Below are 342 nucleotides of genomic sequence, written 5' to 3' on the forward strand. Positions count from 1 at the left end.
GAATTTGCCAATGGAGCGATTTTCAAGGGCCCGTTTTTTCGGTTTATGTCTTTATAATTAAAAAACTATAGTGAGTCTCATAGCTCAGCTGGTTACCCGCCCGCGCCGCAACGGCACGTTCGGACGGGGAGCGCGGCGCTCTTTTAAGGAATTATCGGGGCGGTTGTCCACAGAAGGCTATTAGGGATTAGAACAGTCTCATAGCTCAGCTGGTTAGAGCGCTACACTGATAATGTAGAGGTCGGCAGTTCGAGTCTGCCTGAGACTACAACGTAGGCGAAGTGCGGACGAGAAGTTCATGCCGCCAATGGCGGTAAGTCTGCCTGAGACTACGGGGCCGAG

Annotated in this window: 1 tRNA gene; it reads left to right on the plus strand. The window is 52.0% G+C overall.

The features are described 5' to 3' along the window. Nucleotides 1-194 precede the first annotated feature (194 nt). Nucleotides 195-268, plus strand: a tRNA-Ile gene (locus tag MWU84_RS24210). Nucleotides 269-342 lie beyond the last annotated feature (74 nt).

Source organism: Arenibacter sp. F20364 (assembly GCF_023015905.1).
In the GTDB taxonomy this organism is placed as follows: domain Bacteria; phylum Bacteroidota; class Bacteroidia; order Flavobacteriales; family Flavobacteriaceae; genus Arenibacter.